Origin of the sequence: Oscillibacter sp. PC13 (assembly GCF_900115635.1) — a bacterium.
Taxonomy (GTDB): Bacteria; Bacillota; Clostridia; order Oscillospirales; family Oscillospiraceae; genus Oscillibacter.
The window spans coordinates 33875-56225 of record NZ_FOXE01000012.1; the positions used below are offsets into that span (position 1 = coordinate 33875).

Sequence of the window (22351 nt, forward strand, 5' to 3'; positions counted from 1 at the left end):
CCTGAAATGAGACCAGGGAGCTCCTTTTTATACAGAACCAAAGGGGAAAGGCTGAGAAAGGATTAGTCCTCGGGATACAGGACGACCTTCAGTCCTTCCTTTTTCTCAAAGCAGTCAAATGCCTTTTCCCATTCACTCATTTTAAACTCGTGGGTAGCGAGGGACTCCAACTGGAGCTTCCCGGCAGACAGCAGCTTAATGAGCTTGTCCCAAGAGGTCCAGCGTTGGCTCTGGGAACCCACCATATGGATTTCCTTAACCACCAGCTTATCCATGTCAATGGACATCTTTCGCTCACCGAACATCGCCATCTGGGTGTATTTGCCCATCCGGCGGACATACTCAAAGCAGGCGTCGATGGAGGACTGCGCACCAGCGCACTCAAAGACGATATCGGCACCATAGCCTCCGGTCAGATCCCGGATCTTCTGGACGGCATCTTCCTCCTGAACGTTGATGACATAATCCGCACCCAGCTGCTTGGCCATTTCCAAACGTTTTGCATCTGCATTTGTACCGGTCACGATAACCGTGGCGCCCTCCGCCTTGGCAAACTGTGTCATCAGCAGACCGTTGGGGCCGGGACCAGAGATGACAACCGTGTCATCCGCCTTAATTCCGGTAATTTCAATAGCATGGGCTACACAGGCGGCTGCTTCCATCAGCGCACCGGCTTTAAAACTGATATTGTCAGGTACCTTGTGGGACATCTGTTCTTCGATAATCACATACTTTGCAAAGGCACCATTTTCGCCCCATCCCATACCGGAACGGTTGCTACAATGGTTATAGTTGCCGGTACGGCAGTACATGCATTTGTTGCAAAGCCGTGCGGGAGCCTCTGCGGTTACGCGGTCACCCGGTTTGAACATGGTTACGCCTTCACCGATTTCCAGAACAACGCCGGAAAACTCATGGCCCAGAACCACGGGGGGACGATTGCGGAACTTATCCTCGCGGATATGGAGATCTGTACCGCAGACACAGGCGGCCTTTACTTCCACCAGGAGCTCACCGGCACCTGGTTTTTGAGGGTCCGGGAAATCGATGTAGGAGACATGTCCTGGTCCCTTTTCTGTTTTGACAACTGCTTTCATGCGAGTTACCACCTTTCCATGATTGGCTGCGGATATGCCGCAGATGTCAGATATGCTTGAACCAACGCTGAATCCCAACAGTCAAACTTGTCTTGCAGCGCAGACGGCCGGGAAGAAGACCGGCTTCCATCCAGATCTGCAGACGGTGATGCTCATCAGGGGAAAGTGCACCTGTAGGGGCAATATAGGCATGCCGTGAATCGGAGTAAAGATAGTAGGCGTCCTGCACCTGGTAGACACGCCACAACTGCTTCCAACCGAACTGCGCGGTTTGCGTATCCCCCTGACGGACTGTCACACCTGCAGAGGTGATGCTGAGCCGGTAAATCTCCCTTCCACTCAGATTTTCAGAGGCCTTCAACTGCATCCGGATCAAAAGCTGGATCAGGCGGCGAATGAGAAAAGGACTCAAAAGTCCCATGGCCACTGCCAGAATGACCAGACCATTTTGCCCTCTGCGCAGTGCATAGACTGCGCAGAGGAACATACCGGCAGGGAACAGGTTGGTCCAGTAATATTTGCCGTTTTTGTAGACGGTATTGAACAGATAGTACCGCCCAAACAATTCCGTGCTGTATTGTGTTTGGATGTCCATTCCGAATCAGGCAAAGCTTGCCAAAAGATCCGGCAGCCACAGGACAGACTGCGGCACATAAGTTACAAACAGCAGAACCACAATACAGACCGTGCACCAGGGCCAGATGGATTTTACCAGCTTGTTGGCTTCAATACCGGTGGCTGAGGCGGTGGTGTACAGGCAGGTTCCGACAGGAGGCGTCAGCAGTCCAACTGTCAGGTTCAGACAGACAATCATGCCGAAGTGAACCGGGTTAAAGCCGTACTGGGCAATGATGGGCATCAAGACGGGAACCAGAATGATAACGGCGGGAGTTGCATCCATCAGCATGCCGACTACCAGCAGCATCAGATTGATCAACAGCAGTATGACATATTTATTATCGGACAGTCCAATCACAAAGTTTGCAATCTTGGTTGGAATCTGGTCAAATGCAAGCGTATAGCCAAAAACGCCACCCATTGCGCCAATCATCAGAACGGCGGCTGCAGAAACAGCAGATTTCAGCAGGCACTTATACATATTCTGTACGGTAATAGTGCGGTAGATAAACATGCCCACCAGGAAAATCAGCGTAGAGAGCACGGCAGCAGCCTCTGTGGCTGTACAGATACCGGTGGCGATGCACAGCAATGCGACTGCCGGGGAGAGCAAAGAGAAAGCAGCATGCCGAAAAGCTTTCCATATCTCACCCTTGGCAGGCTTGGAGCCTACCGGCCAGTCCCGCTTGCGGCTGAAGAAGAATATGACGATAAACAAAGCAATTGCCAGATAGATACCGACAGATACACCGCACAGGAACAGATCCCGGACGGAGATACCGGCCTGGCAGGCATAGATGACAAACAGCAGCCCTGGAGGAATCATGGGACCAATTACAGCGGTGGCACCGATCAGGCCGGCGGAAAAGGTCTCGCCGTAGCCGTCTTTCACCAGGTTGGGGTACATAACGCTGCCAAGCAGTGCAGCCTCCGCATTTGCAGAGCCAAGGGAAGCACCCAGCATGGCGCCAAGCAAGACAGTGGCATAGCAAAGGCTGCCCTTGACCCGGCCGATCAGCACACGGGCCAGGTTGCAGAGCCGATCCACGTCACCGGACAGGCCCATCAGTTCACCAGCCAGTAAGAACAGCGGGATTGCCAGCAGACTGTAGTTATTGGCGGAAGAGAAGAGCTTCTGCGGAAGGGCCGTCATCATCTCCGGGTTCATAGAAACCATGTGGACGATGCCGGACAGGCCAAGCACCAAGGCAATGGGAACACCAATCAGAAGAGAGAAGATAAAAACAACAGCAATGATCATTCGGTGAACGCTCCTTCCTCTTCCACCTTGATTTCCGTGCCACGAATATGGCTGACTAGGCGGTTAATGGTGCTCAGCTCCATCAAAAAGCCGGAGATGGGAACCAAGCAGTAAAAAACGATAACGGGAATTTGCAGGGTCGGCGTCTTCTGCTTCAAAACCGTGGGTGTGGAGCAGAGTTTAAAGCCGTAATAGGCAATTGCAAACATCAAAACCATAATCATCAGGTCGCTGATGATGCAAAGGACTTTCTGAATCTTTGGAGGAAATGCTTCGCGGACAAAGGTGATACCGGCCATTTTATCGCTGCGCAGTGCCACACATCCACCCAGATACGTGATGACGACCAACAGGTATGTAGAAATCTCATCAATCCAAGGCTGAGGATTGTTGAACACATAGCGGGCGATGACACCTAGAAAAACAATGATCATCTGCACAAACAGAGCAATGGCAGTGACCAATTTGAAGAATCGGCTCAGCTGTTCTTCGAATTTATTGAATGCTTTCATGTTTTTACCTCTCGGCGTTGATAAAAGCTCCCAGGCGGTGCGGCGCGCTAAGGGCACCGCACCGCCGCCTTATGGCCGTAGGGAAGTTCTTCATTCGGGATGATACGAGAAAAGGAAACACAGTCCTTCAAACTCGAACAAGTTACTTGGAAACGGCTTCCTTAGCGGCTGCAACCAGTTCGGCAACCTCGGGGATCTCAGAAGAATACTTGTCAATGACAGGCTGAACAGCGTCATAGAGGGGCTGCATGTCGATTTCGCAGACGGTCAGGCCGTTATCTTGCAGCGTCTGGATGGCAGTGTCGTTCTGCGCAACAGAGCAGTCGTAGGAAGCCTTGGCAGCCTCAGCACCAGCCTCCATGATGATGGCCTGGTCGTCAGCGGAGACACCGTTATAGGCAGAGCTGGACATCAGCAGGACCATGGTGTTGTTGAAGTGGCCGGAGACGGTCATGTACTTGGAGACCTCATAGAACTTGGAGGTCACAGCACCAACAGCATCGGACTCGAAGCCGTCAATGGTGCCCTGCTGCATGGCGGAGTAGATATCGTTATAGGCCAGGGAGACAGGGTTCATACCAACGGCAGTGAAGATCTCCTGATGAACGGGGGTCTGCATGCAGCGGAACTTCAGACCCTTCAGATCACTGATGGAAGAGATTTCCTTGTTGGTGAACATGTGACGGAAGGGCTGATACAGGAAAGACACGCCAACAACGTCGATTTCTTCCTGCATACGATCCAAAAGCTTGCGGCCCATATCGCCCTCGGTCAGAACACTGTACATCGCGCTCAGGTCATTCTGCCAAATATAGGGCATATCGCAGCCGACCAGGACATTTGTGAAGTTGGCAACCGTCGGCGTGGAAGTTACTGCCACGTCCAAGGTACCCATCTGCAGCATTTCCAGCATCTCGGAGTCGCCACCCAGCTGGCCGCCGGCATACAGCTCCACAGCGATGCGGCCTTCGGTCTTTTCTTCCACATACTGCTTAAAGGTTTCAGCTGCTACTGTGTAGGGGTGGTTTTCATCATAGGCCACAGTCCAGGCCAGACGAAGGGTCTTTCCCTCAGCGGGGGTTTCTGTGCTGGCATCGCCAGCGGCAGCGGGGGTTTCTGTGCTGGATCCAGAGCTGGAGCCGCAACCGGCCAGGAGAGACATGGTCATCAGCAGGGCCAGTGCCAGAGAGAGCATTCTTTTCATTTTGGTACCTCCATCTTTTTCTTTTTTAATAAAGCGCAGACTGCTTCTTATTTAAGCAGATCCAACGCAATATTACAAACACTATCTGCATCCATGTGGTAGGAATCCCACAGCAGCTCCGCGGATGCCACACCGCCGAATACATCGGGAATACCCAAAATTTTGACAACCGCCTTTTCACCCTTTACGGCGGCGACCGTCTCAGCCACGGCACTGCCCAGGCCGCCATTGATATTGTGCTCCTCCAGGGTGATAATGGCTTTGGTTTCCTTTGCGGCCTTTTCTACGCTCTCGTGGTCAAAAGGCTTAATGGTATGCATGTCGATGATCCGGCAGCTGACGCCTTTGGCTTCCAGCAAATCTGCAGCGGCAATGGCACGCTGCATCATCACACCGGTGGCGATTAGGGTGATATCGGAACCATCCTTGTAAGTAATGGCCTTACCAATCTGATAATCCTCCAGTTCGGAGTAGAGAACGGGAGCATCACCGCGGCCAAGGCGGATGTAAACAGGACCAGGATAAGCGACGGCTGCTTTGACGGCCTTCACGGTCTCCAGATAGTCGGACGGAGCAATCACGGTCATATTGGGAATGGCGCGCATAATGGCCAGGTCTTCCTCACAGAAGTGAGTGGCGCCTGCAGTGCCGATGCTCAGACCAGAGTGAGTCGTAACAATTTTGACATTGAGCTTGGGATAGGCGATGGATGTGCGCACCTGCTCGCCGGAACGGAGGCAGGCGAACACAGAGAAGGTGCTGCAAATCGGCGTAAGTCCGCAAGTGGCAAGACCGGCGGCAGTACCCATCATGCTCTGCTCAGCGATTCCCATATTGTAGAACTTGTCTGGATATTTTTCAGCAAACTTGCAGGTCATCGTGGATTCGGACAGGTCGGCGTCCAGCACCACGACATCGTCAGTTTCTGCTCCCAGCTGCAGCAGCGCATCGGCGTATGCCGCCCGGGTAGAGCGCACCAGCGTCTTATCGTTTTCGAGTTTCATTGCTCAGCCCTCCATTTCTGCCATTGCCATGGCGGCCTGCTCCGGGGTAATGGCCTTTCCATGGAATTCCACTTTGTTCTCCATGAAGGAGACACCCTTGCCCTTTACCGTTTTGGCAATGATAACGGAGGGCTTGTCCTTCACGGACTTGGCGGCGTCCACGGCCGCGCTGATGGCATCCAGATCGTGGCCGTCAATCTCCTGGACATGCCAGCCAAAGCTGCGCCACTTGTCTGCCAGGGGCTCCAGGCCCATTACCTGCTCTGTGGGACCGTCAATCTGGAGACCGTTCCGGTCTACAAAGGCGATGACGTTGTCCAGTTTGTAGTGGGCACCGGCCATGGCGGCCTCCCAAATCATGCCCTCCTGCTGCTCACCGTCGCCCATCAGAACGTAAACGTAATAATCGCGGCCCTGGCGCTTGCCGGCGAGTGCCATGCCGTTGGCAACGGCAAGCCCCTGCCCCAGGGAGCCGGTGGTCATATCGGCACCAGGGACTTTGTTCATGTCCGGATGGCCAGGCAGACGGCTCCAGTTCTTGCGGAAATTCTGCAGCTCTTCCACGGGGAAATACCCACGCTCCGCCAAAACGGAGTACAGCATCAGCGTGGCGTGACCTTTGCTCAGCACAAAGCGGTCACGGTTCGGATCCCGTGGATTCTTGGGATCGATGTGCATTTTGTCAAAGTACAGCTCTGTGGCAATCTCCACAGCGGACAGAGAACCGCCCGGATGGCCACAGCCCGCAGTGGACAGTGTCCTGACGATATCTTTTCGAATGGTATGGCACGTTTGTTCCAGATTGCTCATAACGAGTTCCTCCTTGTCTTTTTTTGACTGCAATGCAATCAAAATGCCATGCCGGCATTCCGTCGGCAGTTTGAACTTGAGTACCCCCATCAGGGGCAGCGCAGGATGGTGTCTTGCATGATGCTTTGTCAGCAGGGCATTTGAGTGTCCTGATACTGCATCGTAATCCACTTCAGCTCCGTAAACTCCTCAATGGAGTAGTGCCCGCCTTCCTTCCCCACACCGCTGAGCTTAAATCCACCGGAAGGGGCAACCGTACTGCTGACAAAGGTGGTGTCGTTGACATGAACCTTTCCAATGTTCATCCGCATGGACAGGGAGAATGCCTTCTGCAGGTCATAGGTCAAAAGAGCGGAAGAGAGGCCAAACTGGCTGTTATTGCACAGAGATAGGGCATCCTCGGCGTCTTCGGCACGGATGATGGAGGTAATGGGTCCAAAACTCTCTTGATCGAAGATATCCATTTCCGGAGTAACGTCGGCCAGAACGGTAGGCTCATAAAAGGGACCATCGTGGTTGCCGCCGGTCAGAAGGCGTGCGCCCTTGCTTAAGGCGTCCTGCACCTGGCGATCAATCACCTCACACTGGTGGACGTCAATCAAAGGACCAATTACCGTATCATGATCTCTGGGATCGCCAACCTTAAAGCCTTTTGCACGCTCCGTAAATTTCAAACAGAATTCGTCGTAAGAAGGGGCCTCTACAATAATGCGGGAAGTGGCCATACATACCTGCCCCTGGTGGAAAAACGCACCGTAACCGGCCAGGTGGACGGCTTGGTCAATGGGATAATCCTTCAGGACAATCATGGGGTTCTTTCCACCCAACTCCATGGTATAGCGTTTGAGATGGGAAGCGGCCTGCTGGGCAATTTCAAGACCGACATCACTGGAACCGGTAAAGGTTACCATGCGGACCCGCGGGTCGCCTACCAGCTGTGTCCCCATCAGCTTACCAGAACAGGGAACCACATTCAAAACGCCGGCCGGCAGTCCTGCTTCGTGAAAAATCTTGGAGATGATGTAACCGGTGATGGGCGTGGCGGAGGCGGGCTTCAGAATGAAGGTGTCACCGGCGGCCAACGCGTAAGAAATCTTTTTAAGAGCAAGCAGCAGGGGATAGTTAAAGGGGGCAATTCCCAGCACGACACCGACAGGGCACCGCACGGAAAAAGAAAAGTTGTTGGGGGCGGTGGGGGCGTAGACCTCGCTGCCTACGCGGCGGCATTCGCCGGCGGCTGTCCGCAGGACCCCGATGCTTCCGGCAACCTCCTGGGTGGCTTTTTTCCAGGTGGAGCCACTTTCACTAATCAGCAGTTCAACCGCCTCCGCCTGCATGGTACTCAACTGCTCAGCGGCTTTCAGCAAAATCTGTTCCCGCAGAGCCACTGGGGAAACGGACCAGCTTTCAAAAGCTGCCTGGGCGGAGGACAGCGCATACTCCAAATCCTTCGGCCCAGCCGTTTGGACCCGTGCAATCAACTCGTCATTTGCAGGGTTCCGGTCATCTGTCCATTTTCCGTCGATAGAAGAGACCCATGCGCCGTTTATATATGGGATGTATTCTTTCATTGCAAGAAACTCCTTTCTGCTTCTACGCAATCGGATACGTGGCATACGCAACAAAAATATTTGCATTTTTTGTTTAAAATGCAAAACAATTTGACAATAACGAACGCCGTTTGTGTCGACTGTACCAAAATGATAGCAGAATAAAAGCACAGTTGCAAGAACGCACTTTTTTCTGGTATAATTACATAAAAGAAATAGACTTACAAAAATGTAATGAAAGGGTCGGGGGACGATGAAATTTAAGAACCCCAGAGAGGTAAGCCCGGTAGAGGTCGTGTTCAGCCTTATTGGCGGGAAGTACAAGGGGGCGATTTTATGGTATCTCGCGAAAAAAGGACCGCTCCGATTCAGCGAACTGGCCAAGGATTTATCGGTTAATCCCAAGATGCTGACACAGCAGCTGCGGGCTATGGAAATGGACGAGTTGGTGCTGCGCACCGTTTATCCGGAGGTTCCTCCGCGCGTGGAATACCGGCTGACAAAGATGGGGGAGAGCCTGTTCCCAGTTGTTCAGGCAGCCCATGTGTGGGCCATTGACTATGTGCTGTCGCTCCCGGAGGATCAAGCGCCCATCACAGACAAGATGCGGCCGCCTTACCGGAGAGGCTGGAGCGAACAAACGGACAAAAAACAGGACGCCGGGAATATGTGACCGGCTGATGGAAAGGGCAGATGCGAGGAAATGATCGCGTCTGCCCGTTTGCTTTCAAAGAACATACTGATGCTGGCAGGCCGAAACAGGCATTCCAGCAGAAACGCTCCCTGGCAGCCGGAGCTGCCGGGGAGCGTTTGAAAAATCAGTTCTGCCCAGGAACGCTTGGGAGGTGGGAGAAGCTTTCCTCCAGCTCGGCGTCAGTGGGGATATAGTCTGTCATCTCGCCGTTGTGAAATTTCTCATAAGCCACCATGTCAAAATAGCCAGTACCAGTCAAGCCGAAGACAATCGTTTTCTCCTCACCGGTCTCCTTGCACTTCAGGGCCTCATCAATGGCCACCCGAATGGCGTGGCTGCTCTCGGGGGCGGGGAGAATGCCCTCTACCCGGGCAAACTGCTCTGCGGCCTCAAAGACCTTGGTCTGCTCCACGGAGCGGGCCTCCATGTAGCCGTCGTGGTACAGCTGGGAGAGAATAGCGCTCATGCCGTGGTACCGCAGGCCGCCGGCGTGGTTGGCGGAGGGGATGAAGCCGCTGCCAAGGGTGTACATCTTGGCCAGGGGGCACACCATGCCGGTATCGCAGAAGTCATAGGCAAACTTGCCGCGGGTGAAGCTGGGGCAGGAGGCGGGCTCCACGGCGATAAAACGGTAATCCTTTTCGCCCCGCAGCTTTTCGCCCATGAAAGGGGAAATCAGTCCTCCCAGATTGGAGCCGCCGCCGGCGCAGCCGATGATAATATCGGGGACAATGTTGTATTTGTCAAGGGCCACTTTGGTTTCCAGACCAATTACCGACTGGTGCAGCAGTACTTGGTTCAGCACGCTGCCCAGTACGTAGCGGTAGCCCGGATTGGAGGTGGCAACTTCCACGGCCTCGGAGATCGCGCAGCCCAGGGAGCCAGTGGTACCGGGGTGGTCTGCCAGAATTTTCCGGCCGATGGCGGTGGTTTCGGAGGGGGATGGGGTGACGGAGGCCCCGTAGGTGCGCATGACCTCCCGGCGGAAGGGCTTTTGCTCGTAGCTGACCTTTACCATGTAGACCTTGCAGTCCAGTCCCAGATAGGAGCAGGCCATGGAGAGAGCGGTGCCCCACTGGCCGGCGCCGGTCTCGGTGGTGACACCCTTCAGACCCTGCTGCTTGGCGTAATAGGCCTGCGCAATGGCACTGTTCAGCTTATGGGAGCCGGAAGTGTTATTGCCTTCAAACTTATAATAAATTTTGGCCGGAGTCTGAAGCTTTTCCTCCAGGCAGTAGGCCCGCACCAGGGGAGAGGGACGGTACATTTTATAAAAGTCCCGAATCTCCTGGGGAATGGGGATTTCCCGGGTGTCATTATCCAACTCCTGCCGGATCAACTCGTCGCAGAATACGGGGCGCAGATCCTCAAAACCCATGGGGGCGCCGGTACCGGGATTCAGAAGAGGGGCGGGCTTATTCTTCATATCGGCCCGGACATTGTACCATGTCTTGGGCATCTCATCTTCAGACAGATAAATTTTGTAAGGAATTTTTTCAGTTGCCATTTTTGTTTCTCCTTTCGGTTTGCGGTTCCTTCCGGGAAAGAAAAAAGACCTCTGTCCCCATGAAGAAACCTGAGTGAATAGGTTCCTTTGGGACAAAAGTCTGAAAACTTCTGCGGTGCCACCCAAATTGACGATTATCGTCCGCTCGGCGATGTGCCAACACACATCCTTCCTTGGTAACGGGGGAAAAGCCCGTCGGTGCTTACTGGCCATATGGCGTTCAGCCCGCCCTCGGCAGTCCATTCAATAAAGTTGTTTCTGCTGCACTCCCACCAGCGGCAGCTCTCTGAAAGAAACGCACCTTTATCTACTCGTCTGCGTCATCGGTTTTGTTCTTTTGAACTTGGGCAAAGTGTACTCCGTCAAAGGGGAAGTTGTCAATCCCTAAAATAAAATTTTTGCACATTATACAAAACACGGCGGGTAAAAACCCACCGTGCTGTGCATTTACCGCTGATATTCAAATTCAAAGTCGTACATGGAAACGGTATCTCCGTCCTGGATCCCCATCTCCTCCATCTGCTGAAACAATCCGGATTCCCGCAGGGCCCTGTCAAACCACATACGGCTCTCATAGTCTGCAAAGTTGACGTTGGCCATCAGGCGCTGGAGCCACGGACCCTCTACAATCCAGGTGCCGTTATCAGCGCGCTGAATATCCAGCGGGGCAGAGGCATCCACTGCCGGCGTCTTGGGGACGTATTCCGGCTCATACACCGTGACTGGAGGAAGAACAGAGAGTGCCTCTGCCACCTTCTTCACCAGTTCACGGGTGCCCTGGTATGCGGCTGCCGAAATTTCATACAAGGAATATCCCAGGGTTTCCACATGCTGGCGCAAGCGCTCAAGGTTCTCAGGATTTTCCATAATGTCCACTTTGTTGGCACACACGATCTGGGGCCGCTCCGCCAGATTCACACTGTAGTGCTTCAGTTCCTCATTGATGGCGTCAAAGTCCGCCACGGGGTCCCGCCCCTCGCTGCCGGACACATCTACCACGTGCACCAGCAGACGGCAGCGGTCAATGTGCCGCAGGAAGTCGTGTCCCAGACCGGCACCTTCGCTGGCGCCCTCAATGATGCCGGGGATATCCGCCATAACAAAGGAGACTCCCTCGTCTACCCATACCACGCCCAGATTGGGGAACAGGGTGGTAAAGTGATAGTTGGCAATTTTTGGCTGGGCCTTGGAAACCACGGACAGAAGCGTCGACTTGCCCACATTGGGAAAGCCGATGAGACCCACATCCGCCAAAAGCTTCAGCTCCAGAACCACATCATGGAATTCTCCGGGCAGTCCCGCCTTGGCAAAGCGGGGCACCTGGCGGGTTGGGGTGGCAAAGTGCATGTTGCCCCATCCGCCTCTGCCGCCCTTGCAGAGGACAAAGGGCTCTGAACCGCTCATGTCCTTGATAATTTCGTTGGTCTCAGCATCCCGAACAAGCGTCCCGCGGGGAACCTTGATGGTCAGATTCTGACCGTCTCTTCCGGATTTCCGTGCACCTTGGCCGTCCATGCCGTTGGACGCCACATATTTGCGCTTATAGCGGAAATCCATCAGAGTGGACATATTGTCATCCACCACCAGAATGATGGAACCGCCGCGACCGCCGTCGCCTCCATCCGGGCCACCGGCAGCCACATATTTTTCACGGTGAAAGGCCACAACTCCGTTGCCGCCGTTGCCGGCCTGCACGGTAATGCGTGCCTTGTCGATAAATGATGTTGCCATGAGAACACACCTCCAAAGATAGTATGAGAAGATTGAGACGTGTGCATCCCAAGGCGCGGAGATTTCCGCGCCCTCGGATGCAGACGCCTGTGAGATACGGGGAAAAAGAGCCCCGAACGGTTTCGTTCGGGGCTCTCCACATCTGATTTACTCAGCCTCGTAAACAGAAGCCTGCTTACGATCCTTACCCAGACGCTCAAAACGGAGCACGCCGTCCGCGGTGGCGAACAGGGTATCGTCGCTGCCGATGCCGACATTCACACCCGGATGGATGTGGGTGCCGCGCTGGCGAACCAGAATGTTGCCGGCCTTGACAAACTGACCGTCTGCGCGCTTGGGACCCAGGCGCTTGGACTCGGAGTCACGGCCGTTCTTGGTGGAGCCGCCGCCCTTCTTGTGGGCGAAGAACTGAAGACCAATACGAATCATGATACGGACCATCCTTTCTGTAGAATGTAGATGGAGAAGACGTCAATCGTCTTCCAGAACTTCAATATTGTCGGGGTATTCGTCATGGAGCTCGGTGAAGTAGACCATCAGCCCCGTCAAAAGTGCCTGACAGGTACTCTCCGCCGCGGGGGCAAGTCCACCCGGAAGGCGGAGGGAAATAGACGCATCCGCTTCCCGAACCTTTACAGACGCCGCAAGACCCAGCACGTCATTAATGGTGGCTTCCACCAGCCGGACGGCACTGGTGACAGCGGCGCAGACGATGTCGGAGCCCGCCTCCGCATAACCGCTGTGGCCCCTGGAGTCAAATCCGGTAATCCGGTCTCCCTCCATGCGGAATATAACGGTGGTCATGCCTTAGACAGAAATCTTGGCGATCTCAACCTTGGTGTAAGGCTGACGATGGCCCTGACGCTTACGGTACCCCTTCTTCGGGTTATACTTGAAGATGTGAATCTTCTTGCCCTTGCCGTTCTTGACGATTTTGGCCTCCACAGAAGCGCCCTCCACAACGGGAGTGCCGAAGGTGGCCTTATCGCCGTCCAGAATGGCCAGCACCTGGTCAAACTTCACGGTATCGCCGGCTTCCTGGTCCAGCTTTTCGATGTAGACCACGTCGCCCTCAGCTACCTTGTACTGCTTGCCGCCGGTCACGATGATTGCGTTCATTACTTGTTTCAACTCCTTCACTACGGGCTCGCTGTCGGGGGCGGTTTGAAAAAACACTTTTAACCCATTCAAAGCGGCTTATCAAGTATATCAGTGAACATCTGGATTGTCAACGGGTTTTGGGAGAAAAACCAACTTTTTACAGAAAAAAGTTCATCCGCCCCGGACGGTGGAAAATTGGGTCAGCCCATCCAGTGTGACCGTGATGATATTACTCTCCAACGTATCCGGAAAGCCGGAGGCGGCACCGGTGCGGGTATCATAAACGGAATGAAACAAGTAATAGCCAAAACGGTTGCCATGCTTTTGCAGCCCCGTCATACCCTGGAGCTTTCCCGGCCAAAGTGTGCCATCAGCCGTAGTGGTGAGACTGGCGCACAGGTCGCTGCGAAACACGCCCATACGCTTGCCTGCGGGACGCTGCATAGAACCGGTGACCAGTTGCCCGCCGCTTTGGCGGCAGACACCCTCCGCCCGGAAGAAAATGCGCCAGAAGCCATTGTCCGGCCCATCCCGGTCCAGAGCCTCCACTATGATGCGGCAGCCGGTCTCATCCTCGTACAGGACCTTGCCAATGCTGCTGTCCGGGTCTGAAAGGTCGATGTCAACGCTGTATGTGCCGGGGACCTCTGTAAAGGAAAGACGGTAATCCAGGTCGTCGAACTGGTAGGAAAGGCCGTTTGCCCAACTGCCGAAGAAGTCAAAATAGGCCAATAAAGAGAGTAAAACAGCCAGTATCATGACGATTCCGCCACCCACAGCTGCCCAGCGGCGCTTGACTTCCAGCAAGTTCGGGGACCGGGGGGCACCGTAGATAATTTCCGTCATATCAACATCCAGTGCGGCGGCAATGCGCTCCAGCGCGTCCAAATCCGGCAGGGCCTTCTCTCATGCACGACGATCTTCTCAATCAAGGCGTTGAGCATTTCAGCGGTCAGCTCCTCCGGGTAGGCGTACTGGTGGATGAGGTCGATCCACTGGCCAATGCTGACTGTGGCCTGCTGCTCCGTGGCAAGCTCGGCTTGCAGCTGCTCGATTTTTTCCAGCACTTCCGCCTGCTCCGTCTGGTACTTCTCAGACAGGGCGTTGAAGTTGTACTCCGTGATGCGCTCTGCCGCCCAGTCCTCGTAGAGCTTGGAAAACAGCCTGTCAAGCTCCTTCTGCCGCTTCTGCGCCCGTTTCAGCTCCGCCTCCCGCATTCGCGTCATCCGCTGCTGCTCCCTATCGTTGGCGTGGAGCAACTGTCCTTTCAGGTGTTCCTCTCCCACATCCGCCTGTGCCGACCAGTATCGCAGGCGGCTGAGAACATAGGCGTACAGGGTATCGTAGCAGACGTAGTGCGCGGTGCAGTCGGCGTGCTTTGGCCCGTACTGGCGATAGGACGTACAGTTGAAGTAACTGAACGGCTTGCTGACACTCTTGTTGGTGGCAAAGCTCATGGAGCAGCCGCAGTCGGCGCATTTCACAAGGCCGGAGAAAATCTGCATGGTGGCGCTTTTCATCTTTCTGCGCCGGTTGGCAATCTGCACCTGCTCAAACACTTCCGTGGAGATAATGGCCTCGTGGGTGTTCTCTCCACCCGCAGCCATTCTTCCGGCGGCTTCCGGATTTTCTTCTTATTCTTGTAGGAAATGTTGGTCTGCACCCCGTGAATGGTGTTGCCGATGTAGGTCTCGTTTCTCACGATGCTTTTGACCTGCGCCACCGTCCATGCGTAGCGCTTCTTTTCCGGCGCGTCAGCGTAGATGTTGGCGAAGGTGCCGTAGCGGGAGTAGTTCAGCCAGCCGGGGATAGGCACCTGCTCATCCAACAGGATACCCGTGATCTTGGCAGCGCCCGCCCCGTGAAAGGCAAGGTCGAAAATCTTCTCCACGATCCAGCGGTTCTCCTCGTCAATGACCAGACGATTCTATACCTCCGGGTCACGCTTGTAGCCCAGCAGCGCGTAGGAGAAAATGCGCCCGCCTGCCAGAAACTTTGCGTGGAAGGAGTTCTTGACCTTGCGGCTGGTGTCCTTTGCCGCCCATTCGTTGAATAAATTTTTGAACGGCACAAAGTCCGAAAGCCCCTTCTCCGTGTCCTCGTTGTCGGAAACGGCAATGTAGCGGACGCCCTTTTCCGGGAACACGAACTCCAGATAGTAGTCCATTATGATATGCTCACGACCAAATCGGGATAGGTCTTTACTGGCAATGCAGTTCACTTTCTCCGCTTCCACATCTGCCATCATGCGCTGAAAATTAGGCCGATCAAAATTCGTCCCGCTCCATCTGTCGTCGATATATTCGTCTACCACATGGAGGTTGTTTTCTCTGGCAAAGCGCCGCAGGATCGTGCGCTGGGTCTCAATGGATACGCTGTCGCCGAAGCTCTCATCGTCACGGATCAGTCTCATGTAGAGTGCGGTATTGTATGGTTGTTTCATTGACTTCCTCCTTACAGTCGAAATAACCCACGCTTACAATACGTTTGCTGAGTAAAGCATACCATAAGCGCGGGTCTGATTCAACGATAACCTTGTAAAAACCTCTTTCAGCTTGCCTTTACAGCCGGGGCTTTCGCCCCTGCCTCAAAGCGGATGGCATCCGCCGCGATTCCGCCGTAGGACTTGCCCTGCGGTTTGAAATGCTCCCACACGCGGATGCGGGTCTTGCCGTGATAAAAGTACAGCGTGCCGTCCTCGTCCCGCACATAGAAGGTGGGGACGGAGGGCTTGCCGCTCATCATTTCGTCGTAGTAATCCTCCCAATACTTCCTGCAAGTGTCGAGGAAGCTCTGAGGCGGGTCGAAGATGGGATCGAAGCAGCTCTCAAGGTCGATCACCCCGGTCTCATCGGGGCGGGTGGTGCTGAGGTCAGTTTTTCTCATAGGCAAGTTCCTTTCTCATAATTTGATTTCATTCTTGCGGGTGCGGGTCTGTGCGCGGCGCTGCTCGTCATACTGTGCGCTCTCCACGGCGTACTGAATCTGGCGGATGCTTTTCAGGTCGGTATGTATGGCTTTCAGCTTTTCGGCCTCCTCTCGGAACTCCCGTTGCAGCCGCGCCCGTTCCTCCTGCCAGCCCTTTTCCGGCAGCGTGCCGCCCTCCGTCAGATAGGGTTTCAGTTCCGGCTGTGCCAGATAGAAAAAGTGCAGCGGACGCTCCTGCGCTGCGGCGTATTCCGCTCGCTTTTTCTTCCACCGGATGCCGTTCAGTTTGTCGTAGACAGGCTTGCCCTCCCGGTAAAAGCCCGCAAGCTGCACCAGCCTGTCCAGTTTCTTGATGTGCTTCTCCTTGGCGGAGAGGGACGCTTTCAGCGCGTCGCAGTTTTGCTCATGGATGGTCAGGCAGGCTTCCAGATCGGAGAGGGTGCTGATCTGATTATTGGACAGATAGTTGATGGCGGCACTGTAGCTTTTCAGATTTCCACGCTCCGGCGTTGCGTCCGGTGTAGTAGCGCCCAATCAGGTCAGCCACCAGCGGATCCCGTGGATTGGACATTTCGGTTTTTACCGCTTTCAGCCATGCCAGCAGCTTGGAGACCGTCTGCCGGATGCCGCGCAACGTGGCATTGGCGGAGCGCACCCAGCGGTTGAAGTCGCCCTTATCGGTGGTGATCCCTCTTTTCTCCATCGCCTGGACGCTGACGCCCTCATGGACGGTGGGGATCTGATCCACGCCCTGTCGGGCATAGCTGCGGTGGGCGATGCGGCAATCCAATTTCTTCTCCGCAAACTTGGCATTGCAGAGGTCAGCCCACGCCTGCCGCCACGCTTCCAGCGTTTCCGGCTTGCCCCAGTCGGTGGTAGGGACGGCATTGAACACATAGTTGCCCGCCTCGTCCAGGATGCGCTCCCGTGTTCGTCCAGCACATATTCCTGGCGCTGCTTGTTGCCCCACCTGCCGTCCGGCTCAATGGGACGAATGGGACACATGACATGAAAGTGCGGATTAGAAATGCCGCCGTCTGCCTTGTCGGGAGAGTGAACGGCGAAGTTCACCACCATGCCACGGCACACAAAATGCTCTAACAAAAATTGCCTTGCGAGGTCGATGTTCTCCTGCATGGAAAACTCGTTCTGCAAGGCAATGTCAAAGCTGTATGCAAGCTGGGCTTTCTTCCCGCGCTCGGCTTTCTCCACGGCGTTCCAGAGAGTTTCACGGTCTGCGTACTCTGGCGGGACGTGTGAGGGCAGCAGGATTTCCGAACAAATCACGCCGCCCTTGCGGGTGTAATCGCTGTCCTCGCCGTAGTATTCGCTGTGCAGCTTTTCTCCGGCACGGTATGCAGCAGAAGCCACGGTGGATTGTTTGGCGCTGCGCTTGATCTGCGTCACATGAAAATGAAATAATGCAATGTTCAGTCACCTCCTACATGATCGGCGTGATTGCCGATGGCTTCCGTGAGTACCCTTTGTACGTCTGGCAAGGCAAAAACCTGTTCTGCAAAAGCGTAGAACTCGGTGTCGCTTAAATATTTCGTCTGCGGCATGACACTCTCAATGGCTGCACCATGGGTGATAAGCCTGTACGCCCGTTTACGCCGATCTCCTTTTTCATAGTAGGCGGCACGGTTCTCAAGCTGCTGCTGTTTGTGACGAAGCTGGACAAGCTGGCGCTCATTGTCAGCAATTTCAGCGTTCAGCGCGGCAACAGTTTTCTGTTTGGGCATGATGTTTAACCTCCTTCGATGTGATGGGATGGATAGGATAGAAAAAGACCGTCTACTTTTTCCGTAGACGGTCTGGATGACAGTGTGGGATTTTCAGACTTTGCGGCGGGAATGGGCTGCGTCAGCAGGCTGTTCCCGCTACAAAGTGGGCAGGGATAGACGCACAAGCGTCGCAAGAGGTGCAGCCCCTTGTTCGGAACGGAGTGACGCAAAACAGCCCGGACATTCGAGTGTCCGGGCTGTCTGCCTCGCAGAGCGCACGATACAGGCGTCAGCCTGTATAGAAGTGCGCCCTTTCGTTCCTCAAAGGTTCTTAGCGCTTCCTTATCCGACATTTCGAGAGGCGATATAACGGGATCGCACCAGCATCTCCGTAATCTCCCGCGCGGAAGCCTGCAGTTCGCGCACGATCTGATCCCGAACGCCTCCTCCCATCCGAAAGCACGGGCCGGAAACGCTGATAGCCGCAGCGGGGTAATCGCTATAGTCAAAGATCGGTGCCGCATAGCAGCAAAGCCCATCCTCCAGTTCCTCGTTATCGCAGGCGTAGCCATTTTGCTTTGCCTGCAACAGTTCCTGACGCAGACAATTCCGATCAGAAATCGTATGTTCCGTGAATTTCCGCATGGAGAGGTTATCAATGATCCGGTTCAGCGACTCCTCCGGATAGTAGGCAAAGATAATCTTTCCATTGGCTGTGCAGTAAAAGGGAAGGCAATGTCCGATCCGCGTACAAGTCCGCATGGAGTGTGCGCTGTCGATCTTATTGAGATAAATAATGTCGCTGCCCAAGGGGGTCGCCAGATTCACAGTCTCCTGAAATCTCCCGTTCAGAGATACCAGAAAAGGTTGAGCAAAGGTAGTAAGATTGATGTTGGAATTTGCCCCCAGCAAAAATGAGGTCATTCCCAGGCGATACTTGCTGGTCTTAGGATCCTGCTCTAAAAAGTGTTCATTTTTCAGGGTCGTTACCAAAGTGGATGTGGTAGACTTGTGCAGCCCCACCTGCTCACTGATCTCCTGCAGGCTTAACTCATCGGCACTGAAAAAGCAGCGCAAGATCGCAGCGGCACGGGAAACAGACTGGATCGGACCCTTCATCTCGCCTGTCTCGTTGATAGGCATCGTGCTGTTTGCCTCCCTCACAAATACTGTGTACCGCTTGCTTTCCAAAGTGCTTGCTTTGTATGCGGCCTGAATATGGTAATTGTAGCATTGATTCCCTCTTTTTTCAAGGGAAATTTCGCGCAATCCTATATTATCGTACCACTTTCCAATTTCAGCTGTCTTATTGTATTGTTTTTGATGGAATACCACAAACGGCGCAGAGACCCATTCGTCCCCGCGCCGCCTGTATGGAAAAGGAGGATACTGCAATATTTACTCTTTGCCTCCGCAACGGCTTTTCCCGGAGGGAGAAAGTCGTCAAATCCCTCACCGGAAAAAGGATATCCTTTGCGCTAGCAAAGATACTGCAAATCTGAGCAGAACCTGGTGTGCTTCTCTGCAATGCTGCTTAGTTGCCGCAATCAAGAGGGTATGACTCTCAGGGTGACGGGATAACGGGCAGAACCCAGCGTCAAAGGAGCCCTCGGAATCTCTCGTCAGGGAAACTGCCAGTTCCCTGCTGTCTTATATCCAGCCCAGCGTCCGCAAAAGGAACACTCCCAGCGTCAGGGAGGCAACAGCGGCACACGAGGTTGTCAGCACCGCATCCGCTGCGATTTCCCCGTCGCCGCCCAGCCGTCTCGCCAAGATAAAACAGTTCACCGCGGACGGTGCCGCAAAGAAAACATACACCGCCACCAGTTCCGAGTTTCGGAATCCCAGTGCAGCGGCACTGCCCACCACCACCAGCGGGATCGCCAGCAGACGAACCAGAATTGTCGGGATGGAGTAACGCATCCGCTCCCAGCAGCCCTTGAAGTCGAACTGTGCGCCCAGCATGATCAATGCCAAGCCGGTGGTCATATCCGCCAGCTTGTCGATGGTGTTATCCAACACCGTTGGCAGATCCAGCGCCAGAATGCCGATGAGAAGGCTGAGGAAGGAGGCTATGGTCAGAGGATTCTTCACTGCCTTTACCAGCGCGTCTTTCACGGCTTTTCCGACCCCGCTCTCAGGGTGTTCCTCCCCAGAGAACATCACCAGGATCAGAACTGTGAGGACATTATAAAGGATCATGCCGAATGGGATCAGCGTCATGGTCGGGGCTGCTCCCTCCGCCCCCATCAAGCTGGTGGCCAGAGGGATACCCAGAATCGCAAAGTTTCCCCGGAACATATCAACCGCTACGGTCGCCGCCTTTCTGTGGTCATGTATCACACGCGGAACAAGCAAAACCAGCACCGCCGCTGTCAGCAGGATGGCGCCCACTGTGTAGAGGATCAGGTGCGGATTGAAGGTCTCCTTCAAATTGCAGGACAGCATACTGCGCAGGATCCCGCAAGGGATCGTAATGTAGAAAACGACCTTGGTGCTGTCTGCCACAAACGCCTCACTCACCATGTGGAGCTGCCGCAGAAAGTATCCCACGGCGCAACACAGGAAAATCGGCATCACGGCATTGAAGCTGAACAAGAAATTACTCAAGAAACTCGCCTCCAAGAAAAACGGTTATTCCGCCGCCTTTTTGGGGTTCACCTTCTTGGCAATCACGGGAACCAAGATCAGCAGGAGCATTGCAATCAGCAAGCCCAGAGAGATGGGCTTCGTGAAGAAGATAGAGGGGCTGCCGCCGTTAATCTTAAATGCCTGAGAGAGGGCCGTCTCCAGTGTGCTGGTCAGCACAAAGGCCAGCAGCAAGGGCGCGATGGGATATTTGCTTTTGTTCAGGAAGTACGCAACAAAGCCTGCAATGATCATCACATAAACATCAAAGATGTTGTTGTTTGCCGCGTAAGCGCCCACCACACATAGTGTCATGATGATGGGAGCCATGATGCCAGCAGGAACCTTCAGAATCTTCGTCAGGAAGGGGATCACTGCAATGGCAATGATAATGCAGATCACATTGCCGATGTACATGGATGCGAGCAGGCCCCAGCAGAAGTCCGCCTGCTCCGTGAAGAGCCGAGGGCCGGGCTGCAAGCCCCACATCATGAGGCCGCCCAACAGGACTGCCGCCGTGCCGGAGCCCGGAAGCCCCAGGGAAAGCAGCGGCGCAAACGCGCCGGCGGCCGCCGCATTGTTGGCACCCTCAGAGCAGGCGATGCCTTGCACAACACCGGTGCCAAAATCCTTGCCCCGCTTGCTGACCTTTTTGCCCGTCATGTAGCAAAGGAAGGAAGCGATGGTAGCGCCGGCACCGGGAAGGATCCCGATAAAGCAGCCCAGAAGACCGCTGCGCACCGCGTTAGGCGCCACTCCCTTGATCTCCTCCTTGGTCAGGAGACTGCCCTTGATGGTGAGTTTTTCGCCGCCCAGGAAGTTGAACTCCGCGCGGTTGGTCATCATCTCAATGACTTGGGAGAAACCGAACATACCGATCACGATGGGGATGAAGGTCAGGCCGGAGTACAGGTTGACGTTACCGCCCGTAAAACGGAGCTGGCCGTTTACCGGATCCATCCCCACGAGAGCTAACATTGCCCCAAGGAAAGTGGAGATAAGGCCGTACTTGGGATCTTCTCCCATCATCCAACCGATGGAGCAGAAGGCCAGAAGCAGCAGGGAAACCATCTCTGCCGGACCAAACTTCAGGCCAACCTTGGCCAGAGTGGGAGCCAGCACCGTCAGGATGATGATACCGATGGTACCGCCCAGGAAGGAAGCAAAGTTCGCAGCGAAAAGCGCCTTGCCCGCCTTGCCCTTCTTGGTCATGGCATAGCCGTCCAGTGCGGTCATCACGGCCGGAGCGTCACCGGGGATATTCAGCAGAATGGCACTGAACGCACCACCGTACATATTGCCGTAGTAAATACCAGCCAGCATAATGATGCCGGTGGTAGGATTCATATGGAAGGTCAGGGGTAACAGCAGGGAGCAGCCTGCCAGGGAACCAATACCCGGCATGGCACCCACCACAATACCCATAAAAGCACCTGCCAGTGCTGCCAGGATATTGGCAGGCAGCAGAGCCACTGAAAAGCCCTGAAACAGAAATGCAAAGTTTTCCATGATTCGCCTCCTCCTTACAGCAGTTCGCCCAGCAAGCCCTCAGGGAAGGGAACGTTGAGCCACAGGCGGAAGATCCCGTAGACCGCAGCGAACATGATCACTGAAACCAGAAGGGACTTTCTAACGGAATACTTCTCGATAAACTTCAGCCACAGGAAGGCAACTACAATACAGGCGCCCAACAGACTCACCAGATAGTTGCAGAGCAGGATTGCGATCATTGCCCCCACCGGGATCAAAGCCTTTTTGTCAAACTTCTCGGCCTTTTCTCCCTTTTTGATCTTGGAGATCAGCATCAGGACGGAAAAGAGCGTCACAAGGCCGCCGCACAGCAGGGGCATAAAGCCGCCGCCGATGGAGATTCCTTTCCAGATCCCGTAGCGAAGGATTCCTGTGAGCATATAGGCAATGCCAGCGATGATGCTGACAATTTCAACAATGTATGTCATTCTCACTACCTCATTCAGATAATT

24 protein-coding genes, 1 pseudogene and 1 other annotated feature are annotated in these 22351 nt (G+C 54.5%); of the genes and pseudogenes, 1 reads left to right on the plus strand and 24 read right to left on the minus strand.

The window, feature by feature from the left end; translation table 11 throughout:
* Positions 1–62 precede the first annotated feature (62 nt).
* The 8 genes from BMZ81_RS08575 to BMZ81_RS08610 form a co-directional block, all read right to left on the minus strand.
* Positions 63–1097, minus strand: a complete 1035-nt coding sequence (locus BMZ81_RS08575; protein WP_091130954.1) for a zinc-dependent alcohol dehydrogenase — start codon at positions 1095–1097, stop codon at positions 63–65.
* A gap of 46 nt (positions 1098–1143) precedes the next feature.
* A complete protein-coding gene (locus BMZ81_RS08580) occupies positions 1144–1692 on the minus strand; it encodes a YcxB family protein (protein ID WP_091130957.1) in 549 nt (182 codons plus the stop codon).
* A gap of 6 nt (positions 1693–1698) precedes the next feature.
* Positions 1699–2976, minus strand: coding sequence for a TRAP transporter large permease (locus tag BMZ81_RS08585; RefSeq protein WP_091130959.1), 1278 nt, complete (start codon positions 2974–2976; stop codon positions 1699–1701).
* Positions 2973–3488 carry a TRAP transporter small permease gene (locus BMZ81_RS08590; protein WP_091130961.1) on the minus strand — a complete coding sequence of 172 codons (516 nt, stop codon included), beginning with the start codon at positions 3486–3488 and terminating at the stop codon, positions 2973–2975. Before BMZ81_RS08590 ends, BMZ81_RS08585 begins: the two co-directional genes overlap by 4 nt.
* 142 nt (positions 3489–3630) lie before the next feature.
* Positions 3631–4692, minus strand: a complete 1062-nt coding sequence (locus BMZ81_RS08595; protein WP_091130963.1) for a TRAP transporter substrate-binding protein — start codon at positions 4690–4692, stop codon at positions 3631–3633.
* 47 nt (positions 4693–4739) lie between these two features.
* Positions 4740–5696 carry a transketolase family protein gene (locus BMZ81_RS08600; protein WP_091130965.1) on the minus strand — a complete coding sequence of 319 codons (957 nt, stop codon included), beginning with the start codon at positions 5694–5696 and terminating at the stop codon, positions 4740–4742.
* Positions 5697–5699: 3 nt separating this feature from the next.
* Entirely contained in the window at positions 5700–6596 is an 897-nt protein-coding gene (locus BMZ81_RS08605) for a transketolase (protein WP_091131096.1), read from the minus strand.
* Positions 6597–6634: 38 nt separating this feature from the next.
* A complete protein-coding gene (locus tag BMZ81_RS08610) occupies positions 6635–8077 on the minus strand; it encodes an aldehyde dehydrogenase family protein (RefSeq protein ID WP_091130967.1) in 1443 nt (480 codons plus the stop codon).
* A 232-nt stretch (positions 8078–8309) separates the two neighbouring features.
* On the opposite strand from BMZ81_RS08610, the gene BMZ81_RS08615 reads away from it, so the two are divergent.
* A complete protein-coding gene (locus tag BMZ81_RS08615; RefSeq protein ID WP_091130969.1) occupies positions 8310–8729 on the plus strand; it encodes a winged helix-turn-helix transcriptional regulator in 420 nt (139 codons plus the stop codon).
* A gap of 145 nt (positions 8730–8874) precedes the next feature.
* Here the strand turns inward: BMZ81_RS08615 and BMZ81_RS08620 are convergent, their stop codons facing one another.
* The 16 genes and pseudogenes from BMZ81_RS08620 to BMZ81_RS08690 all read right to left on the minus strand — a co-directional run bounded on the left by BMZ81_RS08620 (position 8875) and on the right by BMZ81_RS08690 (position 22327).
* On the minus strand, positions 8875–10257 hold the full coding sequence (locus BMZ81_RS08620; RefSeq protein WP_091130971.1) for a TrpB-like pyridoxal phosphate-dependent enzyme: 1383 nt from the start codon (positions 10255–10257) through the stop codon (positions 8875–8877).
* Positions 10258–10342: 85 nt separating this feature from the next.
* Positions 10343–10590, minus strand: a binding site (T-box leader).
* Between the two features lie 114 nt (positions 10591–10704).
* On the minus strand, positions 10705–11988 hold the full coding sequence (gene obgE, locus BMZ81_RS08625; RefSeq protein WP_091130973.1) for a GTPase ObgE: 1284 nt from the start codon (positions 11986–11988) through the stop codon (positions 10705–10707).
* A gap of 147 nt (positions 11989–12135) precedes the next feature.
* Positions 12136–12417: a 50S ribosomal protein L27 gene (gene rpmA / locus BMZ81_RS08630; RefSeq protein ID WP_091130976.1), complete on the minus strand. Its 282-nt coding sequence runs from the start codon at positions 12415–12417 to the stop codon at positions 12136–12138.
* 42 nt (positions 12418–12459) lie between these two features.
* Entirely contained in the window at positions 12460–12792 is a 333-nt protein-coding gene (locus tag BMZ81_RS08635; RefSeq protein ID WP_091130978.1) for a ribosomal-processing cysteine protease Prp, read from the minus strand.
* A 3-nt stretch (positions 12793–12795) separates the two neighbouring features.
* A complete protein-coding gene (rplU, locus tag BMZ81_RS08640) occupies positions 12796–13107 on the minus strand; it encodes a 50S ribosomal protein L21 (protein WP_091130981.1) in 312 nt (103 codons plus the stop codon).
* Between the two features lie 153 nt (positions 13108–13260).
* Positions 13261–13977, minus strand: coding sequence for a hypothetical protein (locus tag BMZ81_RS08645; RefSeq protein ID WP_091130983.1), 717 nt, complete (start codon positions 13975–13977; stop codon positions 13261–13263).
* The gene (locus BMZ81_RS14265; protein ID WP_242942603.1) at positions 13932–14696 is read right to left on the minus strand and encodes a recombinase zinc beta ribbon domain-containing protein; all 765 of its coding nucleotides are present in this window, start codon (positions 14694–14696) and stop codon (positions 13932–13934) included. Before BMZ81_RS14265 ends, BMZ81_RS08645 begins: the two co-directional genes overlap by 46 nt.
* Positions 14606–14980 (minus strand): recombinase family protein, encoded by a 375-nt coding sequence (locus BMZ81_RS14270; protein WP_242942604.1) that lies wholly within the window; start codon positions 14978–14980, stop codon positions 14606–14608. The genes BMZ81_RS14265 and BMZ81_RS14270 overlap by 91 nt, the downstream gene beginning before the upstream one ends.
* 36 nt (positions 14981–15016) lie before the next feature.
* Positions 15017–15532 (minus strand): recombinase family protein, encoded by a 516-nt coding sequence (locus tag BMZ81_RS14275; protein WP_242942605.1) that lies wholly within the window; start codon positions 15530–15532, stop codon positions 15017–15019.
* Positions 15533–15639: 107 nt separating this feature from the next.
* Positions 15640–15975: a hypothetical protein gene (locus BMZ81_RS08655; protein WP_091130985.1), complete on the minus strand. Its 336-nt coding sequence runs from the start codon at positions 15973–15975 to the stop codon at positions 15640–15642.
* Between the two features lie 15 nt (positions 15976–15990).
* Positions 15991–17445, minus strand: a pseudogene (gene mobQ, locus BMZ81_RS08665) (MobQ family relaxase).
* A 2-nt stretch (positions 17446–17447) separates the two neighbouring features.
* On the minus strand, positions 17448–17759 hold the full coding sequence (locus BMZ81_RS08670; protein ID WP_091130990.1) for a DUF3847 domain-containing protein: 312 nt from the start codon (positions 17757–17759) through the stop codon (positions 17448–17450).
* A gap of 324 nt (positions 17760–18083) precedes the next feature.
* Positions 18084–18884: an IclR family transcriptional regulator gene (locus BMZ81_RS08675; RefSeq protein WP_091130993.1), complete on the minus strand. Its 801-nt coding sequence runs from the start codon at positions 18882–18884 to the stop codon at positions 18084–18086.
* 507 nt (positions 18885–19391) lie between these two features.
* On the minus strand, positions 19392–20351 hold the full coding sequence (locus tag BMZ81_RS08680) for an AEC family transporter (protein WP_091130994.1): 960 nt from the start codon (positions 20349–20351) through the stop codon (positions 19392–19394).
* A 24-nt stretch (positions 20352–20375) separates the two neighbouring features.
* Entirely contained in the window at positions 20376–21878 is a 1503-nt protein-coding gene (locus BMZ81_RS08685; protein WP_091130997.1) for a tripartite tricarboxylate transporter permease, read from the minus strand.
* A gap of 14 nt (positions 21879–21892) precedes the next feature.
* A complete protein-coding gene (locus BMZ81_RS08690) occupies positions 21893–22327 on the minus strand; it encodes a tripartite tricarboxylate transporter TctB family protein (RefSeq protein ID WP_091131000.1) in 435 nt (144 codons plus the stop codon).
* Positions 22328–22351: the final 24 nt, after the last annotated feature.